This window comes from Streptomyces sp. CB00455 (genome assembly GCF_001905445.1).
Taxonomy (GTDB): Bacteria; Actinomycetota; Actinomycetes; order Streptomycetales; family Streptomycetaceae; genus Streptomyces.
Map to the genome: position 1 here is coordinate 42715 of NZ_LIVQ01000011.1, position 17159 is coordinate 59873.

Annotated in this window: 11 protein-coding genes and 1 pseudogene; 3 read left to right on the forward strand and 9 right to left on the reverse strand. The window is 73.3% G+C overall.

What is annotated here, in order from left to right; translation table 11 throughout:
* Positions 1–11 precede the first annotated feature (11 nt).
* Positions 12–1163, reverse strand: coding sequence for an acyl-CoA dehydrogenase family protein (locus AMK16_RS31045; protein ID WP_073920663.1), 1152 nt, complete (start codon positions 1161–1163; stop codon positions 12–14).
* Positions 1164–1241: 78 nt separating this feature from the next.
* Here AMK16_RS31045 and AMK16_RS31050 point away from each other — a divergent pair, with 78 nt between their 5' ends.
* A complete protein-coding gene (locus tag AMK16_RS31050) occupies positions 1242–1970 on the forward strand; it encodes a TetR/AcrR family transcriptional regulator (RefSeq protein ID WP_073920664.1) in 729 nt (242 codons plus the stop codon).
* A gap of 127 nt (positions 1971–2097) precedes the next feature.
* Here the strand turns inward: AMK16_RS31050 and AMK16_RS31055 are convergent, their stop codons facing one another.
* The 8 genes and pseudogenes from AMK16_RS31055 to AMK16_RS31090 all read right to left on the reverse strand — a co-directional run.
* Entirely contained in the window at positions 2098–3177 is a 1080-nt protein-coding gene (locus AMK16_RS31055; protein ID WP_073920665.1) for a Zn-dependent alcohol dehydrogenase, read from the reverse strand.
* Between the two features lie 26 nt (positions 3178–3203).
* Positions 3204–4616, reverse strand: a complete 1413-nt coding sequence (locus AMK16_RS31060; protein WP_073920666.1) for an aldehyde dehydrogenase family protein — start codon at positions 4614–4616, stop codon at positions 3204–3206.
* A gap of 98 nt (positions 4617–4714) precedes the next feature.
* Entirely contained in the window at positions 4715–6211 is a 1497-nt protein-coding gene (locus AMK16_RS31065; protein ID WP_073920667.1) for a CitMHS family transporter, read from the reverse strand.
* Positions 6212–6284: 73 nt separating this feature from the next.
* A complete protein-coding gene (locus tag AMK16_RS31070) occupies positions 6285–8621 on the reverse strand; it encodes a molybdopterin oxidoreductase family protein (RefSeq protein WP_073920668.1) in 2337 nt (778 codons plus the stop codon).
* Between the two features lie 252 nt (positions 8622–8873).
* Positions 8874–9491 carry a TetR/AcrR family transcriptional regulator gene (locus tag AMK16_RS31075; RefSeq protein WP_073920669.1) on the reverse strand — a complete coding sequence of 206 codons (618 nt, stop codon included), beginning with the start codon at positions 9489–9491 and terminating at the stop codon, positions 8874–8876.
* A gap of 35 nt (positions 9492–9526) precedes the next feature.
* The gene (locus AMK16_RS31080) at positions 9527–10828 is read right to left on the reverse strand and encodes a hypothetical protein (protein WP_073920729.1); all 1302 of its coding nucleotides are present in this window, start codon (positions 10826–10828) and stop codon (positions 9527–9529) included.
* Positions 10829–11016: 188 nt separating this feature from the next.
* Positions 11017–11832: a hypothetical protein gene (locus tag AMK16_RS31085; RefSeq protein ID WP_073920670.1), complete on the reverse strand. Its 816-nt coding sequence runs from the start codon at positions 11830–11832 to the stop codon at positions 11017–11019.
* Positions 11833–12542: 710 nt separating this feature from the next.
* Positions 12543–14582: pseudogene (locus tag AMK16_RS31090) on the reverse strand (right-handed parallel beta-helix repeat-containing protein); the annotation flags it as partial.
* A 170-nt stretch (positions 14583–14752) separates the two neighbouring features.
* Between AMK16_RS31090 and hmgA the strand changes: the two are divergent.
* Positions 14753–16087 (forward strand): homogentisate 1,2-dioxygenase, encoded by a 1335-nt coding sequence (gene hmgA, locus AMK16_RS31095; protein ID WP_073920671.1) that lies wholly within the window; start codon positions 14753–14755, stop codon positions 16085–16087.
* A gap of 128 nt (positions 16088–16215) precedes the next feature.
* Positions 16216–16965: a GntR family transcriptional regulator gene (locus AMK16_RS31100; RefSeq protein ID WP_073920672.1), complete on the forward strand. Its 750-nt coding sequence runs from the start codon at positions 16216–16218 to the stop codon at positions 16963–16965.
* Positions 16966–17159 lie beyond the last annotated feature (194 nt).

The following is a 17159-nucleotide window of genomic DNA, read 5'->3' on the forward strand; positions in this document are numbered from 1 at the left end:
TCAGGGCGTCGTCAGAAGGCGGAGACCCCGGTGCGCGCGCGGCCGATCAGCAGCTTCTGGATCTGACTGGTGCCTTCGTAGAGGGTCATGACGCGGGCGTCCCTGAGCAGCTTTCCTGCCGGGTACTCGTCGATGTAGCCGTAACCTCCGTGCACCTGGAGGGCGTTGCCCGCGGCGCGGACGGCCGCCTCCGAGGCGAAGAGCTTGGCGGTCGAGGACTCGGTCGCGAAGGGCTGTCCGCGGTCGATCAGGTCCGCGACGCGCCAGGTCAGCAGGCGGGCGGCGTCCACGTCGACGGAGATGTCGGCGATCAGCTCCTGGACCAGCTGGTGGTGGGCGATCGGTTTGCCGAACTGCTCGCGCTGCGCGGCGTACGAGACGGCCGCGTCGAGCGCGGCCTGGGCGATGCCGACGCAGCCGGCGGCGACCGACATCCGCCCCTTGGCCAGCGCGGACATGGCGACCGAGAACCCCTTGCCCTCGGGGCCGAGCATCGCGGAGGCGGGGACGCGCACGGAGTCGAAGGCGAGTTCGGCGGTGGCCTGGCCGCGCAGGCCGAGTTTGCCGTGGACCTCGCGGCGGGTCAGGCCGGGGCTGTCGGCGGGGACGAGGAAGGCGGAGACACCGCGGTGGCCGGGCTCGTCGTTGGTGCGGGCGAAGAGCAGCACGACGTCCGCCCAGGTGCCGTTGGTGATGAACATCTTGCTGCCGCTGACGAGGTAGGAATCCCCCTCGCGGACGGCGCGGGTGGTGAGGTTCCCGGCGTCGGAGCCGGTGCCGGGCTCGGTCAGGCCGAAGCAGCCGAGGGCGTCCCCGGAGCACAGCCGCGGCAGCCAGGACCGCTTCTGCTCCTCGGTGCCCCAGGCCGCGATGGTCTTGGCGACCAGGCCGAGGGAGACGGAGACGATGCCGCGCACGGCGGAGTCCGCGCGGCCCAGCTCCTCGGTGACCAGTACGTAGGCGAGGTGGTCACCGCCGGAGCCGCCGTACTCCTCGGGGACGGTCAGCCCGAGGAAGCCGAGGGCGCCGAGCTTCTTCACGATGGCGCGGTCCACGCTCTCGGCGCGGTCCCACTCGGCGGCGTACGGAGCCACCTCGCGGTCGGTGAACTCGCGGGCCAGCCGGCGTACGGCGCTCTGTTCCTCGCTCAGCTCCAGGTTCACCGGGCACCTCCGGGACGTCTCGTCCGGCCTTTAACTAGCACCGGTAGTTTATGGCGGGCAGGCCCTACTATGTGGCGCATGGCCAGACCGCGCAAGCCCCTTCTCAGCAGGAACCGCATCGTCGAGGCGGCGGGTGCGCTGGTGGACGCCGAAGGGCTGGATGCGGTCTCGACCAGGCGGCTGGCCGCCGCTCTCGGGGTGAGCGGGCCTTCCCTGTACAACCACTTCCGCACGAAGGACGAGATCCTGGAGGCCGTCGCCGACGCGGTGAGCGCCCGAGTCGACTTGTCGATGTTCGAGGGCGAGGGCAAGGGTGGGGGCGAGGGCGGGAATGAGGGCGCGGACGCCGGCGGCGCCGGCTCCGGGGGCGACGCGGGGGGTGGAGAGAGGGACTGGCGGGGGGCGCTGCACGCCTGGGCCCACTCGTACCGGGACGCCCTGTCCGACCATCCGAACATCGTGCCCGTCCTGGCCCGCGGACCGGGCCGGCGCCCTGCGGGCCTGCGGCTGGCGGACGCGGTGTTCGGCGCCATGACGGCGGCGGGCTGGCCCCCGGCGCAGGCGACCCGGATCGGCGCGCTGATGCGGTACTTCATCCTGGGCTCGGCGGTGGCCTCGTTCGCCCGGGGTTTCGTGGACGACGAGGCGGCCTACGACCCCTCGGACTACCCCCACCTGGGCCAGGCCCATCTGCTGGCCGAGCGCCAGCGGGAGGTGGACGAGGGCGCGTTCGAGACGGGCCTGACGGCCCTCTTGGACGGCCTGGCCCTCCAGTACGAGGCCCTGAGGGAAAAGCCCTCCACCTGAACCCCGGCCCTGCCTTGCACCCCGCCGCCGGACCCCGTCCCGCGCGGGGCCGGGCGGGACGGAGGCCGGGCGGGGGCCGGGCGGGACGGAGGCCGGGGCGCGCCCGGAAGCCGGGGGCGCCCGGAGCCTAAAACGTGACCAGGGAGCGGCCGCCCTTGCCTGCGAGCATGGCTTCGAATGCGGCCGGGATACCGTCGAGGGTGATGCGGTCGGTGACCATGACGCCGAGGTCCAGGCGGCCCGCACGCACGTGCTCGGCGATCACCGGGAGGTCGCGGGCGGGGTCGCTGTTGCCATAGACGCAGCCGGTGAGGGTGCGGGCGAAGTGGAAGATCTCCAGGGCGTGGAAGGTGACCTGCTGCTCCTTGCCGCCGATGCCCACCACCGTGGTGCGTCCGCCGCGGCGGGTGGACTCCCAGGCGCCGCGGATGGTCTCCGCCCGGCCGACGCATTCGACGGCGACGTCCGCGCCCTGCCCGCCGGTGAGGGACCGGATCTGCTTGGCGGTGGTGTCGGAGGCGAGGACGAAGTCGGTGGCGCCGGCCGCCCGGGCCAGTTCCTCCTTCGCCGGGGACACGTCGACGGCGATGACGGGACCGGCTTGGGCGATCCGGGCGGCCTGGAGGGCCGCCAGGCCGACGCCGCCGACTCCGAAGACCGCGACGGATTCGCCGGGCCGGACCTGGGCGCTGTGGTGGACGGCGCCGTAGCCGGTGAGGACCGCGCAGCCCAGCAGGGCCGCCTCGGCGAGGGGGATGCCGGCGGGGGCGGGCAGCACGCAGTTCGCCGCGACGACGGTCTCCTCGGCGAACGCGGCCACGTTCAGCCCGGGGTGGAGCTCGGTCCCCTGGGCGTCGTGCGCGTAGACGGCACCGACCCCGCTGAGCGCCTTCGCGCAGAGCCAGACCTCGCCGATGGTGCAGTGGTGGCACTCCCCGCAGGACGGGGCCCAGTTGAGCACCACCCCGTCGCCGGGGGCGACGTGGGTGACGCCTTCCCCGACGGCGAGGACGGTGCCCGCGCCCTCGTGGCCGAGCACGGCCGGGACGGGGACCCGCATGGTGCCGTTGGTGAGCGAGAGGTCGGAGTGGCAGACCCCGGCTGCGGTGAGGCGGACGCGGACCTGTCCGGGTCCGGGATCGGGCAGCACGATCTCCCGGATCTCCAGCGGGGCTCCGACGGCGGGCAGGATGGCGGCGCGGACCATGATCGTCGTCTCCGTATCGGGGGCGGCTAGAACTGCAGGGACTTGGTCTGGAGGTACTCCGCCAGGCCGTGGGGGCCCAGTTCGCGCCCGACACCCGACTGCTTGTAGCCGCCGAAGGGCGCGAGCACGTTGAAGCGGCCGCCGTTGATGTCCACCTGGCCGGTGTCCATGCGGCGGGCGAAGGCCACGGCCGTCTCCTCGTCCGCCGCCCAGACGGCGCCGCCGAGGCCGTAGACGGTGCCGTTGGCGATCGCCAGCGCCTCCTCTTCGTCCTCGTAGGGGAGGATCGACAGCACGGGGCCGAAGATCTCCTCCTGCGCGATGGTCATGTCGGGGGTGACGTCGGCGAACACGGTCGGGGCGACGAAGTACCCCCGCTCGTGCGGCGCGTCGGGGCCGCCGGCGACGAGGCGGGCGCCCTCCTCGATGCCCTTGGCGATGTATCCGCGCACGCGTTCGTGCTGCTTGGCGTTGACGACCGGGCCGAGGCGGGTGGCCGGGTCGGTCGGGTCGCCGGTGGGGTACTTGGCGACGGCGGCGGCCGCGAGCGAGACGGCCTCCTCGTACTGGTCCCGGTGGACGAGCATGCGCGTGAGCGCGTTGCAGCTCTGGCCGGTGTTGTTCATGACGTGGCCGACGCCGCCGGCGACCGCTTTGGCGAGATCGGCGCCGGGCAGGATGACATTGGCCGATTTTCCGCCCAGTTCGAGGGCGACCCGCTTGACTGCGGCGCCGGCGGTGGCGCCGATCTGCTTGCCGACGGCGGTCGAACCGGTGAAGGAGACGAGGTCGACTCCTTCGTGTTCGGCCAGGGCCTGCCCGGCGACCGGACCGGTACCGGTCACCAGGTTGAAGACTCCGGCCGGGATGCCCGCCTCGTGCACGGCTTCGGCGAAGAGCTGTGCGGTCAGCGGGGTGTCCTCGGCGGGCTTGAGGACCAGGGTGCAGCCGGCGGCGAGGGCGGGCGCCACCTTTGCAACGACTTGGTGCAGCGGGTAGTTCCACGGCGTGATGGCTCCGACCACACCGACCGGCTCCAGCAGGACGGTGGAGTTCCCGAGCCGCTCCTCGAAGGCGTACGAGGCGCCGAGCTCGGCGTAGGAGGAGGCCACGGCGATCGGCGAGCCGACATGGACCATTTCGGCGAAGCCCAGCGGTGAGCCGAGTTCGGCGGTGATCGTCTCGGCGATCTCGCCCTTGCGGGCGGCCAGCACGTCGCGGAGGGCGCCGATCAGGGCGGCCCGCTCGGCCGGAGCCGTGGCCGCCCAGCCGGGGAAGGCCGCGCGGGCCGCGCGCACGGCGGCGTCCACGTCCTCGGCCGTACCCGCCGGCACCGTGCCGATGACCTGCTCGTCGGCCGGATTGACGACCTCGATCCGGTCGCGTCCGGCGGCGGGCCGCCATGCGCCGCCGATGTACATCCCGTCGTGGGCCTTCATGGCATTCCTCCCGAGTACGCACCAGCGCGTAGAGCCGACCTCGCGGACACCCTACAAACTAGCGCCGGTAGTTTTCCGGGCGCCAGGGGGGACGGGGATCAGATGATGCCGAAAAGCATCCCTGACGCCAGGACGACGAGGCAGGTCAGCGCCGCCCACTTCACGGTGAACCGGGTGTGGTCGCCGAACTCGACCTTGGCCATGCCGACGAGGACGTAGACGGCCGGAACCAGCGGGCTGGACATGTGCAGGGCCTGGCCTACCAGGGAGGCGCGGGCGATCTCCAGGGAGGAGACGCCGTGGGCGGCGCCGGCCTCGGCGAGGACGGGCAGCACGCCGAAGTAGAAGCCGTCGTTGGACATGAAGTAGGTGAGCGGCAGGCTGAGCAGGCCGGTGACGAGGGCCATGTGCGGGCCCATGCCGTCCGGGATGGCGCCGACGAGCCAGTCGGCCATGTGCTTGACCATGCCGGTTCCGGACAGGACGCCCGTGAAGACGGCGGCCGCGAAGACCATGCCGGCGACGTTGAGGACGTTGTCGGCGTGCGCGGCGACGCGGGCCTTCTGGTCGGGCATGTGGGGGAAGTTCACGGTCAGGGCGAGGGCGGCGCCGAGCAGGAACAGTACCGGGATGGGCAGCAACTCCATGATCATCGCGGTCAGGAGGGTGACGGTGAGGACGGCGTTGAACCAGTACAGGCGGGGGCGCAGGGTGGCGCGGTGCGGATCGAGGCCCTTGAAGCCGTCGTCGGCGGTGGGTCCGGCGACCGGTGCGGCGGCGGACACGGGGGCGGCCGGACCGGCGGACGCGGCGCGGGACGTACCCGTGGGTGCGCCGGCCCGGCCGGCCGAGCCTCCCGTACCGGCGGCGACCAGGGCGGACGCGGCTTCCGGCGCACGCTCCCCCTCGGCGGCCCGGGCATGCCCGGCGCCGTCGCCGTCCGCCGCCGCCCCGGCCCCGGCGTCCACCGGCATGGCCAGCAGACCGACCCGGCGGCGTTCCTTCACCCCGAGGACGTAGGCCAGTACGAAGACGAAGAGCAGGCCCATCGCGAGGGCCGGGATCATCGGCACGAAGATGTCGGCGGCTTCCACCTTGAGGGCGGTGGCGGCGCGGGCCGTGGGGCCACCCCAGGGCAGGGTGTTCATGACACCGTTGGCGGTGGCCGCGACGCCCGTCATGACCACCAGGCTCAGGCCGAGCCGCTTGTAGAGCGGGTACATCGCCGAGACGGTGATCATGAACGTGGTCGACCCGTCACCGTCGAGCGAGACGATCGCGGCGAGGACGGCGGTGCCGACCACCACGCGCATCGGGTCTGCCTTGCAGAACCGCAGGATGCCGCGCACGACCGGGTCGAAGAGGCCGACGTCGATCATCACGCCGAAGTAGACGATGGCGAACATCAGCATGGCGGCGGTCGGCGCGAGTTTGCCGACCCCGTCGATGACGTAGTCACCGAGGTGGGCGCCCTTGCCTGCGAACACGCAGAAGAGGGCCGGGATGAGGACGAGCGCCGCGATGGGCGACATTTTCTTCATCATGATCAGGACCAGGAAAGTCGCGATCATGGCGAAGCCGAGGAAGGTCAGCATGCTGGGAACGTAGGTGCCTCCTCCTTACGCCAACAAGACGTCGGCCTGTGAGCAATACGAGCAAAACCCCAGCTCAGAGCAGGGGTGCAAGGTGGACGGGGAAGCCGTTGAGCACGGCCGTGCCCGACAGCGGGTCGAGGCGGCTGCCGTCGAGCAGCTGGTTGACATTGACTCCGGGGGTGGCGGAGGCCACGGAGAGGCGCGCTCCGGCGCGGTCGTGGCCCCAGCCGTGCGGGAGACTCACGACGCCGGTGCGGAGGGTGTCGGTGATCTCCACGGCGACCTCCAGGCTGCCTCCCTCGGCAGTGACCCGGGCGCGGCCCCCGTCGGCGAGGCCGAGCCGGTCCGCGTCGTGCGGGTGGACCTGGAGGGTGCAGCGGTTGGAACCTCCGGTGAGGGCCGGGACGTTGTGCAACCAGCTGTTGTTGGACCGCAGGTGGCGGCGGCCCACGAGCACCAGGGCGGCGGGGCGGTCGGCGAGCGCCGCGCGCAGCCTGGGCAGTTCGGCCGCGATCGGGTCCGGGAGCAGCTCGATCCTGCCGCTGCGGGTCTTCAGCACGCTTCCGAGGCGCGGCCGCAGCGGCCCCAGATCGATGCCGTGCGGCTGCCGGAGCAACCGGTCGAGGCTGAGCCCGTCCGGCGGGCATCCCGGCTCCCCTGCGCCGCCGGTACGCACGCCGGTGGTGGGTGCGCCGGTGGTGGGTGAACCGGTGGTGCGTGAACCGGTGGTGGTGGGTGCGCCGCCGGCCCGTGCGCCGAACTGGTCCCCGTAGGGGCCGAGTCGGAGCATCAGGTCGAGCCGGCGCTCGGGGCCGCGGTCGCCCGTCAGGAGACCGGCGAGGCGCGCCGGGTCCTCGCCGTGCAGCGGGGAGTGCGGGGCGGCCGTCTCCTTGGCGAGGGCCCCCTGGATGGCCATCTCGTCGACGGCGGCGGGCTCGGCCGCGCCGTGCATGCCGGAGACGGCGAGGATCAGCCGTGCGTGGATCTCGCACTCGTCCATCCGCCCCTCCTCCAGCGGGACGGCGGCCGGCGAGTAGCGGGCCTGGTTGTGTACGGCGAACCCGTTGAACGCGAAGTCGAAGTGCGCGCTCTGGGAGGGCGGCGGCGGGGGCAGCACGACGTGGGCGTGGCGGGAGGTCTCGTTCAGGTACGGGTCGACGGAGATCATGAAGTCGAGGCCGGCCAGCGCCCGGTCGAGCCGGTTCCCGTCGGGCGCGGAGAGCACCGGATTGGCGGCGATGGCGAGCAACACCCTGATCCGGTCATCGCCAGGGGTCTCGATCTCCTCGGCGAGTGCGGCCATGGGGAGTTCGCCCTTCGCCTCGGGGTGGCCGCTGACCCGGCTGGACCAGCGCCCGAGGGCGAAGCCCTTGCCGGGCCCGGCCGGCCGGGGTGCGGGCGCCGTCGCGGAGAGCGGGAAGAGGGCTCCGCCCGGCCGGTCGAGGTTGCCGGTGAGGATGTTCAGTACGTCGACGAGCCAGCTGGCGAGGGTGCCGTACTCGACGGTGCAGCTGCCGATCCGCCCGTAGACGGCGGCCGTGGGCGCGGCCGCGAGCTCGCGGGCGAGGCCGCGGATCTCGGCGGCCGTGAGGTCGCAGGCGGGGGCCACGGCCTCAGGGGTGAAACTCCCGAGCGCGGCGGCGAGTTCCCCGAGCCCCTCGGTCGCTTCCTCCAGGACTCCGGGGGCGGCGAGTTTCTCGTCGAGCAGCGTGTGGGCGAGCGCGGCGAGCAGCAGCGCGTCGCTGCCGGGTCGCGGGGCGAGGTGCTGGTCGGCGAGCTTGGCGGTGCGCGTCCGGCGCGGGTCGACGACGACGAGGGTGCCGCCGCGGGCGCGCAGGGCCTTGAGTTTGCCGGGGAAGTCGGGTGCGGTGCACAAGGAGCCGTTGGACTCGACCGGGTTGGCGCCGAGGAGCAGCAGGAAGTCGGTGCGGTCGAGGTCGGGGACCGGGATGGCGAAGGGATCGCCGAAGAGGAGACCGCTGGAGACGTGCTTGGGCATCTGGTCGAGAGTGCTGGCGGTGAACAGGTTGCGGGTGCCCAGGGCTTTGAGGAGCAGCGGCGGATAGAGGGCGCCGGCCATGGTGTGCACGTTGGGGTTGCCGAGGACGACGCCGGCCGACTGGGCGCCGTACTGCCGCAGGAGGGCGGGGACGGCGGCGGCGATGGTGTCGTAGGCATCTTCCCAGGTGGCCTCCTGGAGGCGGCCGTCGCGGCGGACCAGGGGGGTCCGCAGCCGGTCGGGGTCGGAATCGAGCGCTCCGAAGGCCGCGCCCTTGGGGCAGATGAAGCCCCGGCTGAAGACGTCGTCGCGATCGCCGCGGGCGCCGGTGACGGCGCTGCCTTCGATGGTGAGGGTGAGGCCACAGGTGGCTTCGCACAGGGGGCAGATGCGCGGGGCGGTGCGGGGCATGGGCCCTCCCAGGGGCGGCAGGCTGCGGCACGGGCACAGGGGACACCGAGCATACCGACCAGTAGGCACGGCGGGGAGGGGTCTGCGGGAACCAGCCGCAACGGCAGCGCGCGGCGGCGGAGGGGACGTACGGGGCGGAGGTGGGGCCGGGGGTGACGCGCGGATTGCGGCGCCGGGCCGGAGGGGCGCCTGTCGGACCAGGGGGCGAGGGCGCCATCGGCCGGGGCCGGTACCGCGAGGGGGTCCCCCGGCTCAGTCGAGCACGCGCGCCAGATATGCCTGCATCATCGCGCGGGTCTCGTCGACGATGCGCGGATCGCCCGCCGGGTCGGTCCGGAAGGCCAGCTGGATGAGCGCGTCGGTGGCCTCGACGGCGACCAGGACCGCCCGCCGCAGGGTGTCGTCGGGGGTCAGCCCCAGGTGGGCGCCGAGCAGTTCGGTGAGGCGGGCGGCGACCAGGTTGTTGGGATCGGACTCCGGGCCTTCGGGCGGCGGCGCGGGGACGCCGAAGTCGACGAGCGCGAAGCCCGGGACGGTGCGCTTCATCGCCAGGTACTCGTCCAGCACGGCGTCGACGGCGGGCCGCCAGTGGGGTGCGGGGAGGTCGGCGAGGCGCTGCGCGATGCCGTCGGCGTAGCGGTCCAGGTTGCGGTGGGCGAGCGCCATGGTCATGGCCCGCTTGTTGCCGAAGAAGCGGTAGACCGACCCGATCGGCACTCCGGCGCGCTGCGCGACGGCGCGGGTGCTGAGGTTCTCGTAGCCGGTCTCGTCGAGGAGTCCGGCGCAGGCGTCGAGGATCCGGGCGAGCCGGTCGGCACTGCGCTGCTGCACGGGCGTGCGGCGCAGGGAGTGGGGAGGCACGGGGTCCATCATGCCGTTCCCCGCGTCTCGCGTGAACGGCGGACTCAGTTCAGCAGGAGGCTCAGGCCGCCGACGGTGTACGTGATCATCAGCGCGAGCAGCGGCAGTTGCCCGGCGACCGCCTTCGCGGGCGGGAAGAGGCGGACGGACCGGTCGTGGGCTGCGACGACACCGAGGACGTGACCGGTGACGACGGCCACGACCTGGAGGACGGCGAGGCCGCCGGGGCCCAGCGGCGGGGCGGGTTCGGGGGCATTGTCAGTGCCGAGTGCGATGCTCACTGTGCGTGGTCCCACGATTACGAGGAGGGAGAAATAATGGGCTGTGAGATAGCCGAGGGCGATCGGCACGAGTGAGTGCGCGAAGGCGGTCAGCGGGCGGGGGTGCGGGCCGCTGACGAGTCGGGTGGCCGCGGCGCACAGGCAGTACAGGGTGGCGACGAGGGCGACGGAGGCGAGGAGGCCGAGCGTGGCCGTGCGGGTGCGGCCGAGGGGGGAGGTCTGCAGGACGCCGATCCAGGAGGGGTTGTCGGAGAAGCCGTCGTAGGCGGTGGACCCGAGCAGAACGCAGACGGTGGCGACGAGTCCGGGCCGCTCGGGCGTCGCGTCGAGTCCGTGGAAGGGGTTGCGCAGGACGAGGCGGCCGTCGCTGCGACGGCCGAGGGGGGAGAGCCGGGCCAGGAGGGCGGAGTACGCCTCGAAGCCGTCCGCGGCGTCGAACCAGCGCTCGCCGAAGCGGGCGGCGAGCAGCAGGTGTGCGGTGACGTAGACGGCGAGGGCGATGAGGAGGGTGGTGGTGGATGCGGGGTCGGGAGAGGCCAGTTCGAGCCAGGTGAAGCCGAACAGCGATACGGCGGCCGGCCATTGGCCGAGCCGGGAGGGGAGGGGGTGGTCGGGGTCCTGGCGGGGCAGGGCCCGCCGGAACAGGCGGTGCAGGGTGCGCACCGGGTTGAACAGGCGCCAGACGGGGCCGAAGAGGAGGGAGGCGGGCACCAGTCCGACCCAGAGAAGGACGTAGACGGCTCCGGGGGCGGGGTTGCGGGCGGGGTCGTCGGGACCGAGGAGGAGGTGGAGCAGGAGGATCAGGGCGGCGGTGAGCCCGAGTCCGCGCAGGGCGGCGCGGGTCGCGGGCGCGTCGGCGGCCCGCTGGAGGGCGGCGGGCAGGGCGAGCCCCGAGCGGTCTCCGCGGAAGCGGGGTGTGGACCAGAGCAGGCCGAGCGCGAGGAAGGAGACGAAGAGCGCGGTGAAGGCGCCGGCGAAGGCGTAGAAGGGAGAGATGGGCAGATCGTGCTGGGACCCGATGCCGTGCGCGAGCGCGGTGAGCGGATCGGCCGGGTGAAGGACCACGCCCTGGCCGACTCCGCCGCCGCCCCCGCCGCCGCCCCCTCCCGCGTCGATCCCCATGGCGCCGTCGGCGCCGATGCCGATGCCGACGTGGGTGCCGGTGTAGGTGCCGATGACGCCGTCGGCGCCGGTGCCCGGGAAGGCGGCGGGGCCAAAGAAGGCTGCGGGGCCGACGGGCGGCCCGGCGGCTGTCATCGGACGAGGAGCTGGCTCAGGACGAGGCCGGACGCGTGGGTCTCGATCTCGAAGAGGCCCGTGCGGTCGGCCGTCAGGATCAGGGTGGCCTCCTGGCCTGCGGGCAGGGTGAGTTCCTTGTCGTAGCCGTGGACGTGCAGGGTGTCCACGCGGTCGCTGGTGACGCGCAGGGCGACCCGCTCGCCGCGCCGCAGCTCGGTGCGGGCGGGGGCGGGGTTCACCTTGCCGTCGCGGACGGTGATGGTGAGCGTCTTGTCCGCCTGCTGCTCCGGCTCCTGTTCCTTCGGGGGCTCGGTGTGGCCGTGGCCGCCGGACCGGCCCGGTGCGGCAGCGGTGAGCGCGCTCTTGCCCTCGACCGGCTTGCCGGACACCGCCCAGGCCGTGTGGTCGTCGGCGTACAGCCGTACGGTCAGGGTGTGGTCACCCTCGGGGACCTGCGCGGCGGGCAGGTGGAACCACGGGCCGTACAGCCGCGCCAGTTTGCGGCCGTCGAGCTCAAGGTGGGCGTGGCCCGCGCCCGGGAGGGCGGCGCCGCCGGTGCTGTCGGGGGTGAAGCGGAAGTTCTGCACGGCCAGTTGGAGGTTCCAGCCGTCCTCCGAATCGGGGCGGGCGGTGAGCACCACCTCCGGTGCGCCCTCGGGCGGGACCTCGCGGAGGCGGTGGCCGGCGCCGTCGTCCGCGGCGAGCAGGGTGCCCACCCTGCCCGAGGCCTGCTCGTGGCTGGTACCCGGCTTGTGGTGGGTGGTGGCCCGGCCGCCGCAGCCGGTTGCCGCGCCGCCCGCCAGGAGCAGCGCGAGGGCGAGCGGGGCCACTGCGCGGGCGGTCCGGTCTGCCGTGCGCCGGCGCCGGTGCGGGCGCGGCCGCGTCGTACGGCAGCCGTCGCCCGGAAAGCGGCCGTCGGCGCACCCCGACGCGGCCGGCTGTCCCGCAGCCGGCCCGGCCGTGGGCCGGCCGTCCACCGCCGGCCCGCTCCCGGCCGGAGCCCCCGGTCCGGGGCTCACGACGCGGACTCCGCGGCCGCCCCGGAACCGGACGCCTCGCCGCCGCCCGAGGTCCCGCCCGAGGCCAGGCGCGTGCGGCCGGTGCCGGTGCCCAGACCGGTGCCGGGTCCGGTGCCCGTGCCCGTGCTCAGGCCGGCGCCGGTGCCGGTGCCGGGTCCGGTGCCCAGGCCAGAGCCGGTGCCAGTACCCAGGCGGGTACCCGTGCCCAGGCCGGAGCCGGTGCCCAGGCCGGAGCCGGTGCGAGTGCCCGTATCAGAGCCGGGGCGAGTGCCCGCGCCGGAGCCGGTGCCAGTACCCAGGCCGGTGCCGGTACCCGTGCCCGGGCCGGTACCCATGCCCAGGCCGGAGCCCGTGCCGGTGCCGGTGCCCAAGCCCGCGCCCGCGCCCGTACGGGGTGGTGTGGGTCGGGTGGGTACGGCGTCCGCGCGGGGCGGGGAGCCGTGGCCGGGCGGGGTGGGTACGGCGTTCGGCCGGGGTGGGGAGCCGTGGCCGGTCGGGGTGTCGTCCGGGTTTGACGGGCCGGGCGATCCGGACGGGCCGACCGGGGCCGCGGGGCGGGCCGAGGCCACCACTGCCCACAGGATCCAGACGACCGCCACGAGCGCCCGCACCCAGGCGGGACTGAGCGGGATCCAGGGGACCATCAGGACCGCCTTGTCGAAGGCGTCCAGCAGGGTGAGCCCGGCGAGCAGCAGGGTCAGCCGGGCCAGCCAGGGCCGGGTGGGCCGCAGGGCCAGCCCGACGCCCGTCCACCACAGTCCGAGGAGGAGGAGTGCCAGTGCGGGAACGAAAGAGGCGAGCAGCCCGGTCGTGGAGCCGGCCACGTCCAGGGCCAGGCCCGCCACGCCCAGCAGCGAGGCCGTCGTGCCCAGGCGCGAGCCGCGCAGCCGGCGCCACCACAACACCCCGCCGACCAGCAGCAGGACCGCCGCGACGGCGAGCGCGATCTGGGTCTCCACCCGTTCCGGGCCGCGTGCGCCGTACCAGTCGCAGCCGGCCGGGAGCTTGCGCGCCTGGACGCTGTAGTCGGCGCAGACGAGGAGCTGCAGGAGCTTCACCGGTTCCCCGATCATGCGCGCCGACGCACCGGTGACGTCGCCGCGGGCGGCCCCGCACTGCGGCACGGTGCCCGGGGTGGAGCCGTCCGGGCCGTCCTGCCAGCAGTTGCCGCGCCCCTGGCCGTCCCACCACACGTCCATGCCGTTGGGGCGGGCGGCGCCGGACCTGTCCTTGCCGAGGGTGTTCCCGGCGTAGCGGTTGTGGTGGGAGGTGTCCGTCTGCTTCGACCACTCCTCCTCGCCGCGGATGAAGGCGGGGACCGCGCTGAGGAAGAAGCCCGCGCGCCGGTGCCCGTACACCCAGTTGTCCTCGTAGACGTTCCAGTTGCCGCCCGCGGTGATGATTCCGGTGCCCGGCGGCATGGAGATCTGCGGGCAAACGACCCCCTGCTCGTAGCCGCGCTCGATCGGCGGCTTGGCGCAGGTGCCGTCGGCGACGTGGTGGTAGTAGTCCTGGTTGTTGTCGTGGATGAGGTTGCGCTGGAATTTGGCGTGGTTCTGCGGCAGTCCGGGGTGGCCCGGGAAGGCGCTGTCCATCGAGGCGCCGCCCATGTTCTGGTCGAATTCGTTGTCGTGGACCCAGACGGAGTCGCCCGCGGTGCCGGAGTAGCCGACCATGTTGTGGTGGCTGTGGCAGCCGGTGATCTCGATGGAGTAGCGGGGCACGTCGTAGCCGCGGCCGTCGTTGATGTTCGAGGCGCTGCCGGGGTAGATGCCGGAGTCGCCGTTCCCGTACGACTCGCAGTTCTTGTACAGGCCGTGGTCGCTGGCGAAGGTGAGGAAGCCGTACTCGTCGTTCCACCGGGTCAGTACGTCGTCGATGACGAAGCCGTCGCCGGCCAGCACGTACAGCGAGTTGAAGGTGGTGCGTTGTGCGGTGAAGTTGCGGAAGTAGATGCCGTTGGACTTGTCGGCGCGGATGGCGTTCAGCTTCTGGTATTTGGCGTCGACGATGACGTCCTGCCGGGAGGCGCCGGTGCCTTCGATCTGCAGGTCCGTCTTGCCGAGGATGGCGACGAGGTTCTGGTTGTGCCGGCACCGCACCTGCTGCTCGTAGGACAGGATCTGGTAGCCGAGCGCGGAGTTGGGCGCCTTCAGCTCGGCGCACTCCCCCGTCGGCTTCGGCAGTGAGGGCTCCTCCTCGTAGAGGCCGGGGAGGATCGCGATGTTCATGCCGGGCCGGTCGACGGCGTCGACGGCTTCCTGGAGGTGGCGGTAGCCGCTCTTCTCGCACCGCTCGTACAGGGCGAGGTTGCGCTGCCGCAGCTCCTGCGGGAAGGCCGATATGCGGCGTTCGAAGTCGGGCCGGCCGGTCTTGCAGACCACCAGGTCGGGTTCGGCGCCGCGGTACACGGGCACCGAGCCGGTGCCGTCGGGGAGGGTGACGGGGCGCTCTTCGTGCGCGCGGGCGGCGGGCGCGGCGGCGAAGAGGGACAGGAGAGCGAGGAGGGCGGCGAGGAACGCCGCCGGCACGGCAGGGGGAAGCCTGCGGGTCCACGACATGCGCGTGAGAGTAGAGCAATGTTCATCTTTTCGGATCCCCCTCTGCGCGAATCGTTTCCGCGGCCGGTCCGCCGCGCCACGGCCCCCACCCGGCCGAGGCACCGTTGACGCACGGGCCGCGGAATCCTACTGTCACGCATAGGATTCCTTCGACGGAGCGGGAGCAGCACATGAGCGAGCAGGCCGGCGGCGGCAGCGAGCAGGCCAGGAAGACGGCGGAGGGCCTGGAGTACCTCACCGGCTTCGGCAACGAGCACAGCTCGGAGGCCGTCCCCGGCGCGCTCCCCCTGGGCCGCAACTCGCCCCAGCGGGCGCCGCTCGGCCTCTACGCCGAGCAGCTCAGCGGGTCGGCCTTCACGGAGCCGCGCACCCACAACCGCCGCTCCTGGCTCTACCGGATCCGCCCCTCCGCCGCACACCCGCCCTTCACCCGGATCGACAACGGCGGCCTGCGCTCGGCGCCGTTCACCGAGGGCGCGCCGGACCCCAACCGGCTCCGCTGGAACCCCCTGCCGGACCCGGCCCCCGGCACCGACTTCCTGGCCGGCCTGTGGACCCTCGGCGGCAACGGTGACGCCACCCAGCGCGCCGGCATGGCCATCCATCTCTACGCCGCCGACACGTCCATGACCGACCGGGTGTTCAGCGACTCCGACGGCGAGCTGCTGATCGTCCCCGAGCGCGGCGGGCTGCTGCTGCGCACCGAATTCGGCCTGCTCGCCGCGCGGCCGGGGGACGTGGCCCTCATCCCCCGGGGCGTCCGCTTCCGCGTCGAGCTGCTCGACGCCGACGCCCGCGGCTACGTCTGCGAGAACTACGGCCAGCCCTTCGAGCTGCCGAACCTGGGCCCGATCGGGGCCAACGGCCTGGCCGCGGCCCGGGACTTCCAGGCTCCCGTGGCGGCGTACGAGGACAGCGAGCGCCCGACGCAGGTGGTCAACAAGTTCTGCGGCAACCTCTGGTCGGCGACCTACGACCACTCCCCGCTGGACGTCGTCGCCTGGCACGGCAGCCACGTCCCCTACGTCTACGACCTGCACCGCTTCAACGTGCTGGGCTCGATCAGCTTCGACCACCCGGACCCGTCGATCTTCACGGTGCTGACCTCGCCCTCCGACACCCCGGGCCTGGCGGGGGTGGACTTCGTCGTCTTCGCCCCGCGCTGGCTGGTCGGCGAGGACACCTTCCGCCCGCCCTACTTCCACCGCAACGTGATGAGCGAGTACATGGGTCTGATCGAGGGCGCCTACGACGCCAAGGCCGAGGGCTTCGTGCCCGGCGGCGGCTCGCTCCACAACATGATGTCCGCGCACGGCCCGGACCGGGAGACCTTCGACCGGGCGAGCGCCGCCGAGCTGAAGCCGCAGAAGATCGACGACGGCCTGGCCTTCATGTTCGAGACCCGCTGGCCGATCACCGCCACCGCGCAGGCGGCCGGCGCGGAGCACCTCCAGCGCGGTTACGACGACGTGTGGCAGGGTCTGGAGCGCCACTTCCGCGCCTGACCTGCACTGCGTACCCTGCAAGGCGCCGTCCCCCGCGCAGCGGCCCCGCGGCGCGGCCTCCCCGGCGTCCCGCATCCGGCCACCCCCGCGCCGCAGCCGATCCTGTCCAGCCCTACGGAGAAACCCCCGTGACCGCCTTCGCCCCCGACTCCCTGGTGCTGAACCGCAAGCTGCCCCTCTGGTACCAGGTGTCGCAGTCGCTGCGCGCCTCGATACTGGGACGCACCCCGGACGCCTCGCTGCGCCTGCCCACGGAGGAACAGCTCGCCGAGCACTACGGGGTGAGCGTGCTCACCATGCGGCAGGCACTGAAGGAGCTGGAGGGCGAGGGCCTGATCAGCCGCCACCGGCGGCGCGGCACGTTCATCGAGCCGGGCGCGCGGCGCGGGGCGCCGGTGCGGCTGCTGGGGTCGGTCGACGCGATCGTGGCGCAGCAGTCCGGGGACCTCACGACGATCCTGGGTCACGGGCGCACGGCCGTGTCCGGGGAGCTGCTGGAGCACTTCCCCGGTACGGCCGAGGTCGTCACCTACCGGCGGCTGCGCCTGGACCGCGAGAGCGGGGAGCCGACCAACTGGGCGGAGAACGCGGTCCTGCCGGAGTTCGCGGAGGCGGTGGCACTGGCCGACCTGGAGCGGTGGCCGATGACGAAGGTGCTGCGGGACGTGGTGGGGGTGCGCATCAGCCGGATCACGGACACCGTGGAGGCCCGGCTGGCCGACCCGGAGACGGCGGAACTGCTCCAGGTGCCGCTGCTCAGCCCGATCCTGCACTACACGGGCGTGACCTACGACGAGGACGGCCGGGTGGTGGACGTGGCGCGGATCCGCTACCGCGGGGACCGCTTCTCCTTCACGGTCACGGTCGACGCCCACTGAGGCACGGGAGCGGCCCGGCCCGGGAATCCGGGGGTTGGCGCCCCTGGAGCGCCGGCCGGCTCCCACGGCCGGGCCGGGCGCCACGGGCCGACGGGACGCTCACGGACCGACCGGGCGCTTACTGACTGAAGGCGCCCCGTTCCCGGCACCCACGCCTCCCGCACCCCGCCCGCCCCGCCCCGCCCCCCCGGGTG